We start from the raw sequence: 16,560 nt of genomic DNA, 5'->3' as shown, positions 1-16,560 counted from the left end.
TACGCCCATCCGGCTTCGCTCGGGTCACCTTGTACCTGAGCGTTCACTCTGCGAACTGCGTGGGCCAGGCACTGTCATCGCATCCGCAAGTTCCAGATCCAAGCGGCTGCTCATGTCCACCTCGAACCGGCCGTGCGGATTCACATGGGTCCAGAACAACGGCGACAGCGTCCCACGGTCCGCGTCGGTGAGCTTGTCCGCCCGCTTCGGATCGGCCAGGACCTCCTACATCGGCAGCGTATTGACATTCACCAGCGCCGACTGGAGCAAGTGCAGCGCGAAACATGCTGGCCTCTTCCATCAGGGCGACGGTAATCGGCTCGTGGTTCGAGTCAGTCAGCAGAGCGGCGGATCAGCCCGGCGACACCGCACCCTCTGGCACTCCGAACCACTCCTCCAGCGCCTCCGCCAGCCCGGCCGTCGACTTCGGCGCATGCGCCCCTGCGTCGGCCGCCCAGGCCGTGCAGCCGTCCGGGCGGACGAGGAGCGCAGCCAGTTCCGGGCGGGACGGGCAGCCGACCGTCAGGGTGTCGACGCGGCCGGCATACCCCGCAGCGAGGGCCCGGTAGTGCATGGCGGCCTTCCCCGTGATCCCCAAGAGCCTCATCAGCCGGAGGGGGTCCGCTGTCTGCTGCTTCGTTGAGAATGCGGTCCTGGCACAGGCGGACCAGGGTGAGGCCTGGCGGCACGTCGACACGGAGCAGGGTCTTACCGACGGCGGGGTGGTCGGGGTCGAGCGCCGATCTCTGGCTGACGAGCAGGCGGGGTTGGTCGAGGCGGCCAGCGGCAGTGTCTGTAGTCAAGCCAGTCGGCGGCAATCTGGTGGGTGAGTTCCTCCGGGTAGAGGATGTGCCGTCGAAGGCCGCGGCGGATGACGAGGGTGCCGCGTGCGAGATCCAGGTCGCCGGTCAGGATCGTGCGGAGTTCGTGGACGGGCACGGCATGGACTGCGGCCAGGACGAGGACCAGACGCCCGAGCGGGGTCTTCGTCTGCTGCAAGGCGCTGGCCAGCAGATCGCTGGGGACGGCTTCGGGATGCCTGTCGGGTTCCCGACGCGAAGGTGCTGGGCGGGGTCGCGGAAGACCACCCGTTCCCGCTTCAATGTTCTGAACAAGCTGCGTAGGGCGAGGGCGAGCTGCCTGCGGGCACTCCCCGACGCTCTGCTCTACTACCGCAGCCACGGCACCGACACGGCGGGCAGCAGGGAGGGCGGCGGGTCGATGCTGCGGGCGTTCGTGGAAGTCGACCGGGCCACGATGGGAACCCGAGCGCCTCTCCTAAGCCCAAGACGATCAGGATCTGCAATCCGAGCAATCCGCCACGTCCTCAAATCCTTGATGCCCGAATCATCTGAGGAAGAAGAGCCGCCCTGGTCGCTTTCAAGAATCGCCATCAACGGCGCCATCAGCCGCGACAAGCTTGTCTGCGGCCTCCGGAAGTTCTTGCACAACCCAGATTCGGAGGCCAGCGTCGGCGGTCTCTTCCTCGGTGCGGTGTACACACCGGACGCAGCCACACATGGGGCGGGCCGGCAGCCGGGCAGTCAAGAGTCGAGAACTCGTGTCAGGACAGTGGCCAACCCTCTCAACCACCACTGACCAGCGGCAACACACCCAGGCCCGCTGCCACTCACCCACTGCCCCAAAACCGAAAGATCGCACGTGGAGATCACGATCGACGGCGGGGCGGGGCCGCCGCCGGCCGTCGCCCCCGCCCCGGCGCAGCCTGCCCAGCAGCCCAAACCCAACGCCAAGCCGTCAGCGGCGACGGAACCAACGGCGGCGCTTGGGTTGCGCCGCGCGGAATTCCTCAAGACGGGCCACGTCTGCCGGAGTGGCCACCGTGTCGAAGGCTGCTTTGGCTTCTTTCGCGGTTTCGTCGGCAAGGATGAGGCGGAACAGTGCTGTGCCCGAGAGAAGAGCGGCGCCGGCCTGGCTGTCGCCGTCGGCGGCGAGGCTATGGAGGGCCCGGACGACCGGCATTGGGTCCCTGATGTCGGCTAGCCGGGCCCGTACCCGGCCGTCGACGCGCTCGTCCCGTAGAAGGAGTGCCTCGCGAACCAGATCATCGGTGAGTGGGAAGTTGGCGTAGCCCCCGACGGACGTACCGCTGCCGCGTATCTGCCGAAGTGCCGAGATCGCCCGCCATCGCACGGAACTCTCCTGGTCAAGAGCCATCACGAGTAAGGTCGCCTCGATCTCGGCGGACGCCGCGACGTGGGTGAGGCCGCGGGTAGCAGCCCAGCGGACCTCTTCGTTGTCGTCGTCGACTGCAGCGAGGAAAGCCGTCGCGGGCACCTCTCGCTCGGCGGCGAGATCAGCAAGCAACTGCAAGAGGTTGACCCGCCCCTGCTCGGTCTCCTCCGTCTCGAACCTAGCGATCACCTGCCCCGGTGTGACGCCGTACTCGATGGCGACCGCCGCGATCTCGTTGGTCATCCTGCCGTTGCGTTCCGTGATGACTAGCCCGTCCATGAGCGCGTCAACCGGATCGGCCGCGTGGATGGTCCGCAGCGCCATCGCCGCGTAGTAGACACACGCTTGATCGCGAAGCGCCGCGACAAGAATGGGTGCGGCGCGCTGGTCACCGAGCGCATGTAGCGCCGTCACCAAGCCCTGCCGCAGCTCGTACGGGTCCCTGTACCCGCGCAGCTCTAGCAGCCCGGTCGGTTGGTCTCCGACGTAATCGGCACGCCACGCGTCGAATTCGGCCTTGGCCTCGGTCAACCTAGCAAGGTAGTCGGCGCGGTCGTCGAGCATCTGCTGCAGCCGTGCCACGAGCACGGGCACGGCGTCCTGTCCGATCTCCGTCAGCCGTGTGACAGCCCTGTCCCGCAGGCTCGGACCGCCCCAATCATCATCCCCAGTACGCCAGTTGGCGAGGTTCTCGATTAACTCGTTCAGCTCGGACACGGGCTCCACCCTAACGACAGGCACGGGGACCGGTCCCGCGATGGCTTCAAGCTGGGGTGCGCTTTGCCTCCAGCTCCACACCGTAGGCGGCCTGTAGTCCGTGCCACGCGCACACCGGTCGCCAGCCGATCCTCGAGTCATGAGCCGGTAATCGCACTGGCCTTCCCCGCCTCACATCGCAGACACCTCGTGGCGGCGCGAGCGCGCCAGCCCTGTGTGACGCGCGGAAGCCGACCACTTGGGTGACCTGTCGCCGCAGTCCTGCACGAAGGCCACCACCGTCGCCGCGCCGCGCGACCGGTAACCTCCACGCCCGCGTTTACCGCCCCCACGTCAGCACTCCCACTTGCCCCCGACGTAACGAATACCGGTACGGCTGTGCGCGATCAACCCTGCCTGGTACTCCGCGTCGCGTGCCATCGTCGGCGCCGGCAGGGAGCCAACGGGGGCACAACCGCGCACCGCCTCTCCCGACTCGCTGTGAGCAAAAGGGAGTCCACACGAAGAGGACCGGGCTGCGCTGGTCCCACCTAGCCCACCGGGAACGGCACCGCCCAAGCCGACCCGGAGTACGTATTCATCGCCAACGAGGCGAACTCTCGGCTGGAGCTCGAGACGTCCCCGGACGGGGACGGCGAGGTCGTCCTGGCGTCCCGCACCGCAGACACGCGGCAGCGCTGGCGCCACCAGACCGGGCACGGGGATTTGAGGGCCGACTCGCAGTTCATCGGGAGGCGGCTGACAGCCCCGGTCTGGGCCGGAGGGACCTGCAGGGGTCGCCGCATCGACTACATCATGATTCGCTGCGGCCCCTACGAGCCCACTCTGCGCACCATCTCCTGCCAGCGCGTCCTGGTGAGCCCGGTGAACGGCGTTTACGCGAGTGACCACTACGGCCAGGTCGCCGACCTGTCGATGCCCGAGCACCTGCCAGGCAGTGGAGTGATACTCCCCCACAGCGGTGTCTAGATGCGTGAGGGGAAATGGGCTTCGCGCCGCGCCCGTTCGGTGTCCTCGGGCTCTCCCAGCTCGGTCAAGATGGCGGCCAACAAGGTGATCACTTGGATCGTCAACGGGTCGTTTCGACCGCATGCGTCCTCCGCCATCCCCAGAAGGTCCGGCGCCTCGTCTTCGGCCACCTCAGACTGCCCTGCACCATGCAAGCCAGAGATCCGCCGGATCCGTTGCTCCACCACGTGCCGAGCACCCGGCCCCACGGCCCTGGGTGGGAGTGGCGGGACGGGCGGGACGCCAGCACCAAGCGGTTCATTGGGCGCACGGACACGGTGCCGCGCACGGTTGACAAACACAAAGGACCGCCAGCAGCAGGCAGACCCCGTGGAGGGAGGCCCGCACACGGTTGTAGCGTCCTCGCGCCGCGGGACCAGAGAAAGAGCGGGGACCAGGCAGGCGAGTGCGGCATGGACGCGGGTTCCGAGTGGGTAGTCGCCCGGGATTCGCGTGACGCGGCCTCATCGGTGTGGGGCCCGCGCCGGTCACCTCGGCCTTCGACGCCCGCAGACCGCTCGTCGCCGGCCAACCGCTGCCGAGGCTGCGCGAGAGCGCGTCGAGGCAACGAGAGCGCAGGGCTCAACCCGGGTACAGACGGAGCAGCCTGGCCCAGAGCCGGTCAGACGCACAGCGCCGCCGCTGACACGACCAGCACCGACGTGGTCAACGTCCCGACGGTCCCGTCCGAGGACCGTCGGCTTCGGAGTCCACCCGTGAGCGGGCCAGGGAAACGGAGAGGGCGCCAGTCCAGTGGGGAGGTACGCACGGACAACCCGACGCGGAGGGCCTTCGATCGGGCGAACACACGCGTGCGGTTGCACACCGCTGTGCCTCCGAGCCGACCCGCCGGACGGACGACCCGCCGAGGCCAGGGCCGAGGAGTCGAGCGCATTGAGGACGCCTGACAACAGGGTCGGAACCGTCCCGCTTCCTGTTCCGCCCCCGGATCGTCCCGGGTATCCAGGTCGACGTGGTCGGGTGCCAGCAGGCCTGCGCCACGGCGCACCGTGACGTGTCCGTCTCGCATGGCCTGATCGTGCCCACGACGGCATGCTCAGCCCCTCTCTCGGCACCCGGAAGTGACACTCGCGTGCTGCGGCCAAACCGTGCCCTCCGCAGTTCCGCCGGCATGCCCGCGAGGGGGCGGCCGCCGCCCCCTCGCGTCACCACATCATCACCACGGCCGGTTCACGGCGCCCATGGCGTCTCGACGGCCCAGGTGGTGTCCTCCGTGAAACTGGCCGGATTATCCCACTCGTGTGCGCCGCCCGGAGTCGCCAGCCACAGCTCGGCCCGGTAGTGGCGCAGACACTGGTCGGGGAAGTTGTACGCGGACAGGCGCACGCCTCCTTCCCCCTGGACGGCGCACCACGTGGCGTCCGCCCTGAACAGCGCGGAGTCACCGCCCTCCTTGTAGATCCGGAACTCCCGGTGACGCAGGTACTGGCCGGGGAAGTTGCGGGACTCGAAGGAGTAGCACCTGCTGTCGGCGAGGCCCGGCACGATCTTCCACGTGGCGTCGTTCTTCAGCAGGCCGGAGCTGCTCGCGTCGACGACCTCGGTGAAGCCGAGTCCGTCCTGGTGACGCACGTACCTGGTGGTGTAGCCGGGGGTCGTCACCCGCAGGGACTTGTACTGGTCGGTGGGCAGGGTGACCGGAGGCCGTGCGTTGCGGGAGGCGTTGATCAGGGCCTGGTTGGCGGCCTTCACCCGGCTCTCGTCGACTTTGACGACCTGACGGTCGTAGGTGAGCAGGCCGTTGACCTCGTTCTCGACGTCGGTGATCTCCGTGTAGACGGAGGCCGACAGGCCGAGCGGCATCTGGGTCTCGCGGATCGCGTCGATCAGCCCGACGAAACGGTTGTTGAGGTGAGCGAGGCTCGGCTGGTTCTCGTAGCTGAACCCGCCGCCCGGGTACCACTCGTGGCCAGCCACCCTGTATCCGAGTCCACCGAACTCGCCGAGCACCGCGGCCCGGGTGGCGGACGGCCTGGTGACGCCGGGACCCACATAGATGTGGTGGTCGATGACGTCGCCGTTGCCTCCGTCGACGGAGCCGCAACAGTTGATGCCGCTCATGTTGTTGACCAGGCGGGAAGGGTCGTACGCCTTGACCTTGTCGGCGATGCGGGCCTGGTCGTACTGGCCCCAGCCCTCGTTCTGGTTGACCCACATCACCACCGACGGCGAGCTGCGGTGCTGGTCGATGACGCGCTCGTACTCAGCCTCCCACTGCACGCGGGCGGCGCTGTCGGGGGTGCGCAGGTCCATCGACGGCATGTCCTGCCACACCAGCAGTCCGAGCCGGTCGGCCCAGTAGAACCAGCGCTGCGGCTCGACCTTGATGTGCTTGCGCACCATGTTGAAGCCCAGGTCCTTGTGCTTCTGCAGGTCGTGGCGCAGGGCCGCGTCGGACGGGGCGGTGTAGAGGCCGTCAGGCCAGTAGCCCTGGTCGAGCGTGCCGGTCTGGAAGACGAACTTGCCGTTGAGCAGGGGCCGCAGAACGCCGTCCACCTTGCCGAGCGAGACCGAGCGCATGCCGGTGTAGCTGCCGACGGTGTCGACGACCGCGGAGCCGGAGAGCAGCTCGGCCTTCACGTCGTACAGGAACGGGTCCTCCGGGGTCCACAGGCGCGGGCCGGGGACGGACACGGTGAACTGGGAGCCGACCGCGCCGGTCGCGCTGCCCACGGTCGAGCCGCCCGCGGACACCGTGACCCTGGCCTGGTGGCCGCCCAAACCGGCGCCACGCACCGTCACTTTCAGGGTGTTGTTCGCCAGGTCCGGCACCATGTCGAGGCGGGTGATGCGGGCGGGTGCGGTGGGCTCCAGCCACACCGTCTGCCAGATGCCGGACGCCGCGGTGTAGAAGATGCCGCCACCCGGGTGCGGGGCCACATCCCGGATGCGCTGCTTGCCGACGGCCTGGCCGCCGGTCTCCGTCGGGTCCCACACCGATACGACGATCGTGTTGGTACCGCCGTTGAGCAGCGGGGTGATGTCGTACGTGAAGGAATCGTAGCCACCGCTGTGGACCGCACCGGTCTGCTGCCCGTTGACCCAGACCGTGGTCCGCCAGTCACTGGCGCCGAAGTTGAGCTGGACGCGGCGGCCGTTCCAGTCCGCCGGGACGGTGAAGGTCCGCCTGTACCACAGCTTGTCGTCCTGGGTGATCCTGCGCTGGATGCCGGAGAGCGCCGACTCCGCGGCGAACGGCACCCTGATCCGGTCAGGGAAGGCGGCGGGCTGCCCGACGTCGGCGGCCGTGACGGCGAAGTCCCAGATGCCGTTGAGGTTCTTCCAGTCGGGGCGGGTGAGCTGCGGCCGTGGGTACTCCGGCAGCGGGTTGTCGACCGGGACCTCGTTCGTCCACGGCGTCGTCATCGGCGCGGGTTTCGGGGTCCACGCGGCCGTCTGGCCGGAGGCCGTCGACGTGGTGACGAGCAGGCCGGCGAAGAACATCGCACAAGCCGTCAGCAGTGCCGCGAGGGCGCGCCACCGTCGTCTCGGTCCGAGAGGGCTGAGCGAAAAGCGCATCAGTACTCCTTCGTGGAGGAGGTGCAATGGCGCAGGGAGACACCCGGACACAGAGCGCTGCCGCAAAAGAGGGACTGCAGCTGTCCGGTCTGTCCGCACGGAGGTTTTACATCGTTAGAAGGGCACTGTAAAGGCTCCTCGTCCAACAAGGCATCATCCGCCGGCGGGGTGATCGAAGAACTTGGCCGCCCCGTCCGCGGAACACATCCCGGACTCCGTACAGACCGAAGATCACCTCACCCGGCCGCCCCACAGATCGATTCCAAGGGTTCTCGCTTCTGCACACCGACCTGCACGGCCGCGGTCCGTCCACGGAGGTCGCGCCGCGCGAGCAGATGATCCTGCTGCGCGATGACCCACCCCTGCCGACACAGATGTGGGTCCTGGCACCGCAGATGTGGGAGGACCTGCTCACCGAGTATGGCTTCCGCGTCGACGCCATCGACCTGCTACCGCATCCCGACGAGAGCGCCACAGTGGTCCAGCAACTCACTCGCGCCCGCCGCCTGCCGGGCTGATCCACAGCCGCCTGCGGCACGCAGCCCGATGCCGGGCAGGCCCTGCGGCCACGAGCCTTATGAGACGTGGTAACCCTTCCCAGTTGTAACACCCCACCAGACAACGACCAGTTGCAGTCCTCCGTGCCGCATGTCTCCATGAGCCGGTCAATACCCGCAGATGGCATCCTCGTCCGAACGCCCGCATCATCTGGAACAGGCCGCCTTGCAGCACGGGATACGGCCCGCATCAGCCTTCGCCTAGTGCGCAGCCCCGAGGTACCTGGCAGATCATCGTGCCGCTGAACCGGCCGGCCAGCCCGTTCCTGGTCCCGGGCGACGAGCTGTCGCTGAACGGTCAGGTGGTCGCGCACGTCGAGCGGCGATCAAACCGATCCGGCGCCCCGGGCACTGGGCGCTGCTCGGCGGCAACACCGAGAGGGGTGAAACCTGCGCTGAAGGCATCGTCCGCGAACTCGACGAGGCGACCGCTGACCGAGCCGACCGACTAGGTCAGCACAGGGAGGGAGGTCAGCCCGCGCAGAAGGCGGGTGCGCTGCCATTGCAGCCGATCGGGTGGTACGGCGAGCCTGAGTCGAGGACAGCGGGCCAGGATGGCTCGCAGGGCGATCTCCGCTTCGGCCTTCGCCAGGGGCGCGCCGATGCAGCGGTGGATGCCGTGTCCGAAGCTGAGGTGGCCTGCGACCTTCCGGCTCAGGTCAAGCTGGCCAGGCGAGGGAAAACGCTTCGGGTCGTGGTTGGCAGCGCCGAACGCCACCAGCACGGGGACACCGGAAGGGATATCGGTGCCGCCAAGGGTGACGGCTTCTGTGGTGAACCGGAAGGTGGCTGTGCCAACGGGGGCATCGAAGCGGAGAAGTTCGTCGAGCGAGGCCGATACGGTCTCCGGGTTTTCCCGGAGTCGTTCCAGCTCGGCTGGATGCTGGAGCAGCGCCAGGACTGCGTTGCCGAGGAAGTTGGTGGTGGTCTCGTGTCCAGCGACGAGCAGCAGCACCGCCAGGGACACCAGTTCCTCCTCGCTGAGATGGTCGCTGCCGTCGCGCGCCGAGATCAGGCGGTCGAGGAGTGAGTCACCCGGGTGCAGACGCGTCTCGGTGATGAGGCCGGTCATGTACTCGGCGATGGCGTGCGATGTGGTGTCGATGAGGTCGGGCTTCCCGGCGGCGAACAGTTCTTTGGACCAGCGCTGGACGTCGGGTCGGTCGGCCTCGGGGACACCGAGCAGCTCGCAGATCACGATGACGGGTAGCGGTACTGCCAGGTCAGCGACGAGGTCGACCTGTTCGCCGGCAGACCACTGGTTCAGGAGCGTGTCCGTGACCTCTGCGATGAAGGGGCGGAGTTCCGCGACAGCTCCTGTCGTGAACGCGTTGGTCACCAGTTTGCGGAGGCGGGTGTGTTGAGGCGGGTCGCTGGAGAGCATGTTGTGCGTGACTGCGGGGTGCAGGCGGCGCCGTGATTTCTTGTCGGCGAAGAATGCGGCCGTGTCCTTCGAGAGCCGTGGGTCGGCGAGGGCCTTTCGGGCTTCTGCATACCCGGTGACCAAGTAGCTGCTGTGCCCACTCGCGCCGACCGGCACTTGCTGCACGGGGCACTTCGAGCGCAGGGCGGCATAGGTTGGATACGGGTCGTGCAGGAATGCTGGGTCTGTTGTCGGGTCGCTCATACGATCAGACTCCAACTGGATCGGGCCGGCCGTCGTCGGCGACACGCTCAAGGGCGCGGTGGGCGTAGGCGTCGGCCACCAGGAGCAGCCACTCCGTGTCAGCGCGGGCGATGGGCATCGCCCCCGCCATCGAGGCGACGCCCGAGACCCCCAGGATCAGTCCGACCTCATGGTTCGACAGGTCCACCGCCCGGCTGAGGAACAGCACCGAGGAGGCCAGGTACATGCCCACACCGACCGCGTCCGCCAGTTCGACCGCGTAGATCGGCGCCCTCGATACTCCGGCGCGGTCCGCGCGCGGTGCTTGTTCGGTGAGTGATGGCCCGTCGGTCACGTCTGCTCCTGGTCTGTGTTCCTCGGTGGTGGCATCGGGGGTGTGCTCACCCGTGACGCGCGCCGCCCGGAGGCGTCACCGGCCCCAGGCGCACGTCCAGCGCCTGCTCGACGGCCTCGGCCAGCGCGCGTGCCTCGTCCAGCGTCCCGGCCCGCAGCATGTAGCTGGCCAGATGGAGGGTGCGGGGCCCGGCTGACCTGCTGGCCCGGCCGGAAGCGCGGGCTGAGGTAGACGAGTTCAGGGAATCGCTCGCGCACCTTCGCCGCTTCCTCCTGCGAGGCGACACGCCACTCACCCTCCGGAATGGGCATGAACCGGTGCCAGGCCGCCCGGCGCAGCACGACGTCCTGGGTGGGCGGCAGGCGCAGTGCGGCCCGGCCGATCTGCGCCGCGTAGTCGTAGTCGGCCGCCGTCCGCAGGAGATCCGGTACGGGGCCACCGGCGCGGGCGTTGACCTCGATGACCGCCGGGCCGCGCGCGGTGAGGGCCACCTCGGTGTGCACGGCGCCGCTGGTCAGGCCCACAGCGCGGATCGCCCGGTCCGCGCAGACGATCACGTCCGCCTGTCGCGCCGCCGGAAGCCGTGAGGGCAGGATCAGGCCCTCCTCCGCATAGCCGTGCCGCAGGCGCAGCCGGTCCGTCACCACCAAGTGGTGGGCACGGCCATGCGGTGAGGCCCTGTGCCGTCCAGACGCAGCACGTCGAACACACAGCCGCGCAGGTTCCGAGAACCCCGGACACCAGGACACCGGGATCCGCACGTAAGGCTCAGAATCAGAACGGTTTCACTTCCGAGTGTCCTTCGGTGCCGCCACGCTCGCGCAAGGGTGAATGCGCAGCGGAATGAGAACCGCCGCCCCAGGGCGGGGCGTCGTGCCGGTCATGGAAGCGATCAACGATGTGCACGTGTTCGAACCCGGCCTGGTCGTGGTCGACATCGCCGCGGCCGACGACGACACCGCGTTCACCTTCCACACCGCCCTGGCGGCCGGTTGGGCCACCACCTCCGGGGAGCGCACGACACACGATCCGGGCCAGCCGGGCGTCTGGCTGCGCGGTTACCTCAACCTGCGCCAGCCCCTCAGCCCGCCCGACAGCTTCCACGGCCCCGGGTAGGCAGCTCGCGTCCCTGCAACCCGGGAAGCCGCTACGCGGACGGACTGTCCGTGGCCGGGGACGAAACCCCTTCCATCGTAGGCGCTGGAACATGCTCATGGAGAAGCGCGCCTTGCGCCATGGCAGAAGCAGCGCGCTCGCCATGCACAGCAGACCGGCGATGAGCAGGGCGCCGCGTACCCCCGCTGCGGCGGCGATGAGACCACCGACGATTACGAAGGCGGCCTGGCATGTCTTCGCGCCAACGGACCGGGAGGTGCCGACGCGGGACATGAAAGCGTCCGGTGTGGCCGCCATGCGATACGTGGTGGACGACGGGATGAAAACCCCGGCGGAGAAGAGCAGGCCGAAGTCGGCGGCCACGATGACGAACACGCCGAGAGCGCCGGAGGGCGTCAGCGGCACCCCGCGTGTCGTCCCTGCTTTTGCGACAGGAATACTGCCGGCACCCCCCCCACTTTGCGCGTCGCAGCACTCTTCCTGGAGGGATTCGGCCAACCATGACACTCCTTGTCCTTCCCTGTCTGCTGTTGCTCTGGTGCTGGCTCAAGTACGGCCTGCTGCCGCTGCGGTGGCAGCACTCCTACCTCGCCGGCCCCGATGCCCCGTTGCAACGCGCGTGCAGGGCTGCCGCCCGGGGCCGCTGGGAGCCCGCGGCCCAGCTCTTCGAGGACGCCGGCCAGGACTGGGAGCGCCGCTCCCTGTACGCACAGCGGTTGGGGGACGTCGCTGCCAGAGGGAGCGACCGTTGGCTGAAGGCATGGGAGAAGGCCCGGCCCGAAGACCCAGACGCCGCGCTCGTGGTGGCTCGCGCCAGGATCTCGTACGCGTGGGAGCTGCGAGGCGGTGCGTACGCGGACAGGACATCGCAAAGCCAGTTCGAGTCATTCCACCGGGAGTTGCTGGCCTCGCAGGACGACATCGGGCGGGTTGTGGCCCTGTGCTCCAGCGACCCCACACCGCTCGTCGCGGAACTCTGGAGGGCGCGCGGACTGGGCTACTCCCACGTGGGGATGGACGCGCTGTGGTCGCAGATCACGGACCTGGCGCCGCATCACTTCGAAGCACACACCAGTGCCCTCCAGTACTGGACCGCGAAGTGGCGAGGCTCGCATCAGCTCGCGCGGGAGTTCGCCGAGAGGTCGGCCGCCGGTGCGCCGCCGGGCAGTCTGCTGGCAGCGTTGCCGGTGATCGCCTGGTACGAGAGCCACGTGGACGAGCTGGGTCGTGTCGGATCTTGCACCCCTGATGTACGTGTACTGGTTGACGCGGCGCTCGCCGACGCAGCACTCGCTGACCCGGATCACCCGAGGCTTGCGGAAGTACGGCACCTGTTGGGGTACTTCCTGTACCTGCAGGGCCGGTACAGAGCAGCCAGGGAACAGTTCCGCCATGTCGACGGCTTCACGGAGGCACTCCCGTGGCGGTATTCACGCCTGACGCCGCTGCACTACCGTGCGGTCCGTACGAAGACGGGCCGCATGGCTCTCACGGAACGCCGGCGGCGCTGACCGCCAAGCCGCACTGGACGCAGCGTGGCCCGCCCGACGGGGACGTATCGGTCGACTGAACCCCCGTGCGGGCACACACCAGCACGCCGACAACTCCCGGACAGACCCCCGCCGACGATCGCCCCATGTGTGGCTGCTGCCCGCGAGTACGGTGTGCTGTCGGCCGCAGGCCGGAGCAAAGCGAGGACCTGGCCGGCGCCGCCGTTGACCGGCCGCCCGGCCTATGTGCCGATGATGCGTTGGGTCCTGTCCGGCGGATCATGGTCGGAGCGATAGTCGGATCGCGGCTGCGGTGATTGTGCCGTGGAAGACATATGCTCTCTTGTCAGGGAGAGTCCCGAAGCTGTCCACCGCGAAACGGCCGACGACCTGCGGCCCAGCGCACAGACGGTATTTCCAGGCCGCGGTGCCGGTGGGAAGGGCGTGCCTGAATGAGACAACGCAACGACGGTCAGGAGACCCTTGTCGGCCTTTGTCCCGCAAGGCGCGTTGAGCTCACAGTGCGTGACGATCGTCATCGTCGCCTGCGCGCGGGGCGTCCGCGGCGTGGGCGTGGGCGTGATGGACCTTGCGTTGGTCCGGCCTGTTGGGCATCCGGTGCCCGGACGGGCATACGTTCCGCCCTGCGGCCACCCATCGGTGACAGGACGTACAGGACCTGACCTCGCTCAGGCCTACCAGCCCGGAGGCCGTCAGGCGGCGTAGGCAGTCAGTGTTCCGCTTCACCCACACATTCCACTTTCTGGCCGCAAGTGCAGTAATGCCCGGCATCGGCCGGCTCCTTCCTGGGGCTATCAGCACAAGACCATCTGCCCGCTATTCCGTGTTGCTATCGCCTTGTGGCGTCGTTCGGAACGGGCCCGGTGGGGTGCATAGACTGCGCGGCCTTGCCGTCTGGCTGCACCAGTGAGTCCCGCTGTTACGGGGTCGCCAGCTGATGTGCTTCATGAGCGATCGCCGTCTCCGAAGAGTGCAGGAGGACGACGGCTTACCTCCGAGTCCGCGCTGCCCGCACCGCTACACGTTCTCTGCACAGCGCCGTCACCCTCATTCAGGGTCGTCCAGCAGGGCAATGCGGGCGATGATGCGTTTGCCGACGGGTTCCCGCTGTGCTGCGAAGCCCTGGGCGACGGCCATGACGATCTCCAGGCCGTGCTGGCCCACTCGCCCGACATCAGCGGCCCGGGCCAGCGGCAGCATGGGTTCCGAGTCCCAGACCACTACCTCGACCGTGTCACCGACAATGCGCAGGTCCATCAGCACCGGCCCCGGAGCGTACTTGCACGCGTTGGTGACCAGCTCGCTGACCACCAGCTGCGTCAGATCCATCGCACGCTGGCAGACCGGCAGGCCGTGCTCGGCCTGTACCCGGGTGAGGAAGTCCGCTGCCAGGTGACGGGCCTGGCCGATGCAAGTGCGGTCGCCGTCCAGGGGGACCGTGTTCTGTATGTTCTGCTCGTACCGGGCAGTGCCGTCCTCACCCACAGGCACTGATTCCATCACCACCCCGTTCACACTCCCGCACATACCCACGCCTGTGCGGCACATGCTTATTTGCCGGCCGCCCGCGCGCGGGCATCAGCCGTGCGGTGTAAGGCAGCAGATCTGGCAAGGACCCTGATCTGCGAGTATCGCCCCCATGGCTCAGCACCGATCGAGGAACGGCGGACCACCATGTACTGAGTCTGGCCGGAGAGGTCGACCATCACACCGCGCACCAGGTGCGGCAGGCACGGGAGTCTTTCCTCTGCGGGCGACACGCTGTGTCACAGATCGCCGGCCGTCCTTTCTGCGGGTGATCGCAGGAGGCTACAGTGACATGCCCGCTGGGCAGGCGCCTTCACCCGCCTCCTGCTCCGACCGGTCCCCGTCGGACGTCCCCAAGCGGGCCGGCGGTGCATACAGATTGCCCCCCGGCTGATACGCACCGCCCCACTCCCCGCCTCGGCGAACACCGTCCGATATGGGCTACTTGCCGGAAGGTCGCGTCTTCTTCACGCCCCTTGGGATTGTCCACCTCCCGGATACGGGCACCCGCCTGTCCTCACCGTGAGGGAGGGAACACCCTGTGCTGCTGCTTGCCGTCCTGCTGCTGCCCGCACTCAGTCTGCTGCTGGTGATCATGAGCCGCATCGAGGACCACTTACTCAACGACACCGACCCCACTCACCGCGCCCGGCATGCACGACCTCGCCACCTGCGTCTGGTCCCCGGCGGGAAGAGCGGAGCCAGCAGCCCGGTGCTCCCGGCGCAGCAGTCGGACCTGCGCAAGGACGCCGCCTGACTTTCCGGTGGCACCTTCCTTGGCGACGGGTCCGGGAGGAGGGCAGCGCCTTTGCCTCAGCAGCCCTCTGGAAGGTTCTGGAGCAGTGTTGGAGGAGACCGGCGATGACCTCGGCAGTGGGCAGGGCAGGTTTGGGCAGATGCTCCGGTAGGGCGCCCCACACGCGGTCAGCCGACGTCGCCTCGATGTCGAGAACCGTGTGACCGCGCGTCACGAGCAGATGACTGCTCTATCAGGGCGACAGTGCCGTGGTGCGGGTCGTCGGTCGCCGCTTTCGCGCGCAGGTGGCCCTAGCGTCGGTGGGGCTCAAGCAGTGTCCCCGCCGGCCGGCGTCGGGGCGGAGTGCGGCGGAGGAGTAATGGCGCCATCCGAAGAACCCGACCGCCCAGCCGGTGACCGCGGCGCGGATCCGGTGAAGGGGCCGGGCGATCTGCCGAAGCGGTCCTGGACCAGTGTGCTGAAGCGGACGATCAAGGAGTTCAAAGCCGATGCGTTGACGGACTGGGCGGCGGCCCTGACGTACTACGGCATCCTGGCGCTGTTTCCCGCCGTACTGGCCCTGCTGTCGATTCTGGGGCTGATCGGGAAGTCGGCGATCCAGCCGTTGATCGACAACGTCGCCGGCCTCGCTCCCGGGGCCGTGGGCGACATTCTGACCGCCATGCTCAAGCAGCTCGGCGGCGGCCAGGGCAAGGCCGGAATCGCCCTCGTCATCGGTATCGTCCTCGCCCTGTGGTCCGCCTCTGGATACGTCGCGGCGTTCATGCGTGCTTCCAACAGCGTGTACGACATCGGCGAGGGCAGGCCCGTGTGGAAGACCCTGCCGACCCGGCTGGGCATCACCGTCGCGGTCATCGTCCTGTTGGCCCTGACAGCGGTCGGCGTCGTCGTCACCGGCCCTTTGGCGCAGAAGGCCGGGGAGCTGCTGGGGCTGGGCAGCACCGTCGTCACCGTGTGGAACATCGCTAAATGGCCGGTGATGGTCCTTCTGGTGAGCCTGGCCATTGCCCTGCTCTACTGGGCCGCGCCGAATGTCAAGCGGCGCTTCCGCTGGGTCAGTGCGGGCAGCCTGCTGGCCGTTCTCATCTGGATCGTCGCGTCGGTGGCGTTCGCTTTCTACGTGGCGAACTTCGGCAGCTACAGCAAGACGTACGGCACCTTCGCCGGCATCATCATCTTCCTGGTGTGGCTGTGGATCACGAACATCGCCATCCTCCTCGGCCTGGAGTTCAACGCCGAGATGGAACGGCAGCGGGCGATCGAAGGCGGCCACCCGCCCGGCGACGAGCCCTACGCCGATCCCCGCGACACCCGCAAACTACCGCCCGACTCCCCGCACGGAGACGCCCGATGATCTCGAGAGAACGTCCGGGCTGGGAGAGGTCGTATCAGTCGTGCGGTGGTGGCTGGCTACGCAGCCGCTGCCAGTACTGGTGGACATGCTCTTCTGCCTCGCGCAGGACAGCATCGGGCTGCGGGACTGGCCCGGCCGGATCACTGGAGGGGGCCGCCGAGCCGTGTGGCGGGGTGGTGCGGCGCCAGGGCGGGCGGGCAGAGCTCGCTCCCTGACGCCGGGCGCGGGAGCGGGTGACGGCCCAACGCAGCAGCAGGACCAAGGCGGTGACCGTGCCCGCGGTCATCGCGGGCACGAGTTGGTGTGCGGGCATGAG

General features: G+C 68.2%; 16 protein-coding genes. 7 read left to right on the top strand and 9 right to left on the bottom strand.

All coding sequences use genetic code 11. The annotated features are described in order from the left end of the window. Positions 1-352: 352 nt before the first annotated feature. Positions 353-607 (bottom strand): hypothetical protein, encoded by a 255-nt coding sequence (locus tag RI578_RS39325; RefSeq protein WP_399062936.1) that lies wholly within the window; start codon positions 605-607, stop codon positions 353-355. Between the two features lie 182 nt (positions 608-789). Between RI578_RS39325 and RI578_RS39320 the strand changes: the two genes are divergently transcribed. Beyond that, positions 790-1,599, top strand: coding sequence for a hypothetical protein (locus RI578_RS39320; protein WP_310875567.1), 810 nt, complete (start codon positions 790-792; stop codon positions 1,597-1,599). Between the two features lie 159 nt (positions 1,600-1,758). On the opposite strand, the gene RI578_RS39315 is transcribed toward RI578_RS39320, so the two are convergent. After that, complete coding sequence (locus RI578_RS39315; protein WP_310875566.1) at positions 1,759-2,913, bottom strand: HEAT repeat domain-containing protein; 1,155 nt, start codon at positions 2,911-2,913, stop codon at positions 1,759-1,761. A gap of 795 nt (positions 2,914-3,708) precedes the next feature. On the opposite strand from RI578_RS39315, the gene RI578_RS39310 reads away from it, so the two are divergent. Continuing rightward, positions 3,709-3,882, top strand: coding sequence for a hypothetical protein (locus RI578_RS39310; protein ID WP_310875565.1), 174 nt, complete (start codon positions 3,709-3,711; stop codon positions 3,880-3,882). Here the strand turns inward: RI578_RS39310 and RI578_RS39305 are convergent. Both RI578_RS39305 and RI578_RS39300 read right to left on the bottom strand, forming a co-directional pair. Beyond that, positions 3,879-4,052 (bottom strand): hypothetical protein, encoded by a 174-nt coding sequence (locus RI578_RS39305; protein ID WP_310875564.1) that lies wholly within the window; start codon positions 4,050-4,052, stop codon positions 3,879-3,881. The two genes, RI578_RS39310 and RI578_RS39305, sit on opposite strands and share 4 nt — an antisense overlap. Before the next feature lie 1,060 nt (positions 4,053-5,112). Beyond that, positions 5,113-7,386 carry an AbfB domain-containing protein gene (locus RI578_RS39300; RefSeq protein ID WP_310875985.1) on the bottom strand — a complete coding sequence of 758 codons (2,274 nt, stop codon included), beginning with the start codon at positions 7,384-7,386 and terminating at the stop codon, positions 5,113-5,115. A 410-nt stretch (positions 7,387-7,796) separates the two neighbouring features. Between RI578_RS39300 and RI578_RS39295 the strand changes: the two genes are divergently transcribed. After that, a complete protein-coding gene (locus tag RI578_RS39295; protein WP_310875563.1) occupies positions 7,797-7,979 on the top strand; it encodes a hypothetical protein in 183 nt (60 codons plus the stop codon). A gap of 487 nt (positions 7,980-8,466) precedes the next feature. On the opposite strand, the gene RI578_RS39290 is transcribed toward RI578_RS39295, so the two are convergent. Genes RI578_RS39290 through RI578_RS39280 form a run of 3 tightly spaced genes read right to left on the bottom strand, consistent with a single transcriptional unit; the run spans position 8,467 to position 10,623 of the window. After that, a complete protein-coding gene (locus RI578_RS39290) occupies positions 8,467-9,645 on the bottom strand; it encodes a cytochrome P450 (RefSeq protein WP_310875562.1) in 1,179 nt (392 codons plus the stop codon). 4 nt (positions 9,646-9,649) lie between these two features. After that, complete coding sequence (locus RI578_RS39285) at positions 9,650-9,979, bottom strand: hypothetical protein (RefSeq protein ID WP_310875561.1); 330 nt, start codon at positions 9,977-9,979, stop codon at positions 9,650-9,652. Next, entirely contained in the window at positions 9,976-10,623 is a 648-nt protein-coding gene (locus RI578_RS39280; protein ID WP_310875560.1) for a hypothetical protein, read from the bottom strand. The genes RI578_RS39285 and RI578_RS39280 overlap by 4 nt, the downstream gene beginning before the upstream one ends. Before the next feature lie 238 nt (positions 10,624-10,861). On the opposite strand from RI578_RS39280, the gene RI578_RS39275 reads away from it, so the two are divergent. After that, positions 10,862-11,095 (top strand): DUF6207 family protein, encoded by a 234-nt coding sequence (locus RI578_RS39275; protein ID WP_310875559.1) that lies wholly within the window; start codon positions 10,862-10,864, stop codon positions 11,093-11,095. Positions 11,096-11,595: 500 nt separating this feature from the next. Then, positions 11,596-12,606 (top strand): hypothetical protein, encoded by a 1,011-nt coding sequence (locus RI578_RS39270; protein WP_310875558.1) that lies wholly within the window; start codon positions 11,596-11,598, stop codon positions 12,604-12,606. A 1,047-nt stretch (positions 12,607-13,653) separates the two neighbouring features. Here the strand turns inward: RI578_RS39270 and RI578_RS39265 are convergent. After that, positions 13,654-14,106: an ATP-binding protein gene (locus RI578_RS39265; protein WP_310875557.1), complete on the bottom strand. Its 453-nt coding sequence runs from the start codon at positions 14,104-14,106 to the stop codon at positions 13,654-13,656. Positions 14,107-14,674: 568 nt separating this feature from the next. Here RI578_RS39265 and RI578_RS39260 point away from each other — a divergent pair. Both RI578_RS39260 and RI578_RS39255 read left to right on the top strand, forming a co-directional pair. Further along, a complete protein-coding gene (locus RI578_RS39260; protein ID WP_310875556.1) occupies positions 14,675-14,890 on the top strand; it encodes a hypothetical protein in 216 nt (71 codons plus the stop codon). A gap of 358 nt (positions 14,891-15,248) precedes the next feature. Further along, positions 15,249-16,244 (top strand): YihY/virulence factor BrkB family protein, encoded by a 996-nt coding sequence (locus RI578_RS39255; protein ID WP_310875555.1) that lies wholly within the window; start codon positions 15,249-15,251, stop codon positions 16,242-16,244. Between the two features lie 34 nt (positions 16,245-16,278). Here RI578_RS39255 and RI578_RS39250 read toward each other — a convergent pair whose 3' ends face one another. Continuing rightward, positions 16,279-16,557, bottom strand: coding sequence for a hypothetical protein (locus tag RI578_RS39250; RefSeq protein WP_310875554.1), 279 nt, complete (start codon positions 16,555-16,557; stop codon positions 16,279-16,281). Positions 16,558-16,560 lie beyond the last annotated feature (3 nt).

It is taken from the genome of Streptomyces sp. BB1-1-1 (assembly GCF_031597775.1).
GTDB classification, from domain to species: domain Bacteria; phylum Actinomycetota; class Actinomycetes; order Streptomycetales; family Streptomycetaceae; genus Streptomyces; species Streptomyces thinghirensis.
The sequence above is the reverse complement of the archived record's forward strand: the minus strand, read 5'-3'. Positions and strand labels throughout refer to the sequence as shown.

Excerpts from the sequence above, each read along its gene's own strand:
- RI578_RS39325 (WP_399062936.1), bottom strand. The coding sequence starts at position 607 with ATGAGGCTCTTGGGGATCACGGGGAAGGCCGCCATGCACTACCGGGCC.
- RI578_RS39310 (WP_310875565.1), top strand. The coding sequence starts at position 3,709 with ATGATTCGCTGCGGCCCCTACGAGCCCACTCTGCGCACCATCTCCTGC.
- RI578_RS39300 (WP_310875985.1), bottom strand. The coding sequence starts at position 7,386 with ATGTTCTTCGCCGGCCTGCTCGTCACCACGTCGACGGCCTCCGGCCAG.
- RI578_RS39295 (WP_310875563.1), top strand. The coding sequence starts at position 7,797 with ATGATCCTGCTGCGCGATGACCCACCCCTGCCGACACAGATGTGGGTC.
- RI578_RS39290 (WP_310875562.1), bottom strand. The coding sequence starts at position 9,645 with ATGAGCGACCCGACAACAGACCCAGCATTCCTGCACGACCCGTATCCA.
- RI578_RS39275 (WP_310875559.1), top strand. The coding sequence starts at position 10,862 with ATGGAAGCGATCAACGATGTGCACGTGTTCGAACCCGGCCTGGTCGTG.
- RI578_RS39270 (WP_310875558.1), top strand. The coding sequence starts at position 11,596 with ATGACACTCCTTGTCCTTCCCTGTCTGCTGTTGCTCTGGTGCTGGCTC.
- RI578_RS39265 (WP_310875557.1), bottom strand. The coding sequence starts at position 14,106 with ATGGAATCAGTGCCTGTGGGTGAGGACGGCACTGCCCGGTACGAGCAG.
- RI578_RS39255 (WP_310875555.1), top strand. The coding sequence starts at position 15,249 with ATGGCGCCATCCGAAGAACCCGACCGCCCAGCCGGTGACCGCGGCGCG.
- RI578_RS39250 (WP_310875554.1), bottom strand. The coding sequence starts at position 16,557 with ATGCCCGCACACCAACTCGTGCCCGCGATGACCGCGGGCACGGTCACC.